Here is a 2,853-nt window from a genome sequence, read left to right on the forward strand (position 1 = left end):
GTCGACAGAAGCTGGGCAAGCTTCATCATCGGACCCTTGAGACCGCCAAGCGCAGCCATCAGTTCGGCGGCGTTCCGCTGGTCCCCGAAGTCGCGGCCGAAGAGCCGCGCGCCGGCCATCTTCGCCGCGACGCCACCGACATTGGCGCCGACGCGGGCGTAGCGCCCCACCCGTCGGGAAAGGCGATTCTTCTCCGGGTCCGAAGCGTCGTTCATCGCCGCTATCTAGGCAGGGATCGTGTCCGGGAGAAGGCCCTTGTCGCCGCAGTCGTCCGGTTCGATCTTCCAACGGCCACTCTGCCGCATCCGCGGATGGACCGCCATGCGCCCTCGCCTCCATTGTCACGCCGCAGTCGCGCGGCGACTGCGCGGCGCAAGATACTCAAGACGACCCGGCTTTTGCCTTCGCGTCCGTATATTCCTTGACGTTGAGACGGAGCGAACGCGATCGCCCATCGGCATATTCGCGCTTCGCATACATCAGTTTGAAGTCCTTCGCGCGTCGCATCGCTTCGGCGAAGAGAATGTCATTCACCGCCGGGTCGTCGGCGGACCACGCATTGATGACGACGCAGTCACCCGTCGTTCCCGGCACCTCCGTCCCGTCGGGCGCGCCGCTCACCCAGGCTTCCGCCTCGGCCTCGGTCATGATCGCCCAACCGCCGAATCCTACCGTCCGGTTTCCTCTGAAGACGAAGAGATAGTGCCCGCGCCTGATCTGGCCGGTCAGCACACGCGACCAGTGGCCGAACGGCAACCGCGCGAAGGCAGGCTTCTTCATCAGATATTCAACCGCCAGGCCAAGGGCCATCGCACGGTTGTCGAATGTCCGAACCTGCAGTTCGGGCGTCTCCTTCGGTTCTTCCGCCATCGTCCCCTCTCCGGCCAGGTTTCAGGATTGCTTGGCGCGGCGATCCATAGCAGAGCACGACGACGGCAGCCATGTGACGGCCGTCACTGCTTCGGCGAATTCGGCCCTGTTATGGTTCAGCCCGCACTCAAGAGGCCGCCCAGGCGTCCACGGCTCCTGCGATGGCCGGCCCCAGCCACCGGGAGTCCACCGATGACACATCTTGCTGTTGCGACCGATCTCATGGAAAAAGACAATTCGCGAGCCGATCGCGGTGACCCGGCGAAAGGGGGAATGATTGTGGACACCCTCGAGAGAGTCCAGAAGATCATCGCCGAGCAGATGGAGCGTCCGCTGAGCGACATCGAGCCGGAGACGAAGCTGGAAGACCTCGGCGACTCCCTCGATCTCATCGAGGTGGTCTATGCACTGGAGGTCGAGTTCAAGGTCGACATCCCCCTCAACTCGAAGAGACCGGACGAGAAGCTCGAAACCGTGCAGGACGTGGCACGGATCATAGACCGGCTGGTCGCCGAGGGTGACGCGGCTTGAAACGGGTCGCGCTGACGGGCGTCGGCGTCGTTTCGCCGGTCGGAAATACCATCGCCGAGTTCTGGCCCGCGCTTGTCGAGGCGAGGACGGGCATCCGGCCGATCGACGGAATCGATACGCGCAAGCTGAATACCAGGCTGGTGGCGCAGGTCCAGGGCTTCGACCCGACAGAGCATTTCCCGAACCGCAAGCTTTCCCTGCTCGACCGGTTCTCGCAATTCGCCGTCGTCGCCGCCCGCTCCGCCGTCGCCGATTCCGGAATAGAGTTTGACGACGAGCTGTCGCTTCGCACCGCGGCGATCATCGGCACCGGCGCCGGAGGCATGAACACTCTCGACGAATCCTTCTGGCGGCTTTACGGCGAGGATCAGCGCAAGACCCATCCCTTCACGGTTCCCAAGCTGATGGGCAACGCAGCCGCGAGCCAGGTCTCGATCGACCTCAATGTGAAAGGCCCGGCCTTCGCCGTCGTCTCGGCCTGTGCCTCGGGCACCCACGCCATCGGCCTCGGCTTCCAGATGATCCGCTCCGGAATGGCGCCGGTGGCGATCACCGGGGCCTCGGAGGCGTGCCTGACGGTTGGAACCATCATCGCCTGGGAATCGCTTCGCGTCATGAGCGAAGACATCTGCCGGCCGTTTTCGCTCGATCGGTCGGGGCTGGTGCTTGGCGAAGGCGCGGCGGTCCTCGTTCTGGAGGATTGGGATCGCGCCACCGCGCGGGGCGCCCGCATCATTGCCGAGGTCAAGGGCTTCGGCATGAGCGCCGACGCCAACGACGCGATCGCGCCCGACCGGGACGGCGCCGAGCGGGCCATGCGGGCGGCCCTGCTCGACGCGCAGCTCGACGTCGCCGACGTCGACTACGTGAACGCCCATGGCACGGGAACCGTGCTCAACGACGCGACCGAGACCAAGGCGATCCGGGGTGTCTTCGGGCCCCGGGCGGATCGTCTCGCCGTCTCGTCGAACAAGGGCGTCCTGGCCCATGGTCTTGGCGTCGCCGGCGCGTTCGAGGCCATTGCCACCGCCCTGACCCTTGAGACGCAGGTGGTCCCCCCGACGGCCAATTATCAGCAACCGGACCCGGAATGCGATCTCGACGTCGTGCCCAACACGGCGCGGGAAATGCCGGTTCGCGCGGCGATCTCGAATTCCTTCGCCTTTGGCGGCCTCAACGCCGTCCTCGCCTTAGGACGTCCCTAGCGCCACCCACGAGTCGCGACGCATGGTTCCGGGGCCGCCCTGCCCCGATTATACCGGCTTTGTCAATTGCGTCGAATTGCCTCGCATCTGAATCCGTTTCGCGATAGCATCCGAACGGGCGCGAATACACCGCCAAATGACGGTGCATCTTCGTTTTGGGGGGCGTGTGAGGGAGGTCACAGAGGCGACCGCGGACATCCGCTATCGTCCGGCCACTGCACGAGCAACCTCTCAATTCGAGGAAGGA

The 2,853-nt window shown here is 64.9% G+C and carries 3 protein-coding genes and 1 pseudogene; 2 read left to right on the top strand and 2 right to left on the bottom strand.

Features of this window, described 5'->3' with window-relative positions:
* Positions 1–215: pseudogene (locus KDJ86_RS02065) on the bottom strand (AarF/ABC1/UbiB kinase family protein); the annotation flags it as partial.
* A gap of 166 nt (positions 216–381) precedes the next feature.
* On the bottom strand, positions 382–870 hold the full coding sequence (locus tag KDJ86_RS02070) for a toxin-activating lysine-acyltransferase (RefSeq protein ID WP_291742228.1): 489 nt from the start codon (positions 868–870) through the stop codon (positions 382–384).
* 273 nt (positions 871–1,143) lie between these two features.
* Here KDJ86_RS02070 and KDJ86_RS02075 point away from each other — a divergent pair, with 273 nt between their 5' ends.
* A complete protein-coding gene (locus tag KDJ86_RS02075) occupies positions 1,144–1,401 on the top strand; it encodes a phosphopantetheine-binding protein (RefSeq protein ID WP_291742231.1) in 258 nt (85 codons plus the stop codon).
* Positions 1,398–2,606 (top strand): beta-ketoacyl-[acyl-carrier-protein] synthase family protein, encoded by a 1,209-nt coding sequence (locus KDJ86_RS02080; RefSeq protein ID WP_291742234.1) that lies wholly within the window; start codon positions 1,398–1,400, stop codon positions 2,604–2,606. Before KDJ86_RS02075 ends, KDJ86_RS02080 begins: the two co-directional genes overlap by 4 nt.
* Positions 2,607–2,853 lie beyond the last annotated feature (247 nt).

The sequence above is a fragment of the Bauldia sp. genome, assembly GCF_020442045.1.
Lineage (GTDB): Bacteria > Pseudomonadota > Alphaproteobacteria > Rhizobiales > Kaistiaceae > Bauldia.

Bases quoted from the DNA above. Each gene is read 5' to 3' on its own strand.
- KDJ86_RS02070 (WP_291742228.1), bottom strand. From the start codon at position 870: ATGGCGGAAGAACCGAAGGAGACGCCCGAACTGCAGGTTCGGACATTC.
- KDJ86_RS02075 (WP_291742231.1), top strand. From the start codon at position 1,144: ATGATTGTGGACACCCTCGAGAGAGTCCAGAAGATCATCGCCGAGCAG.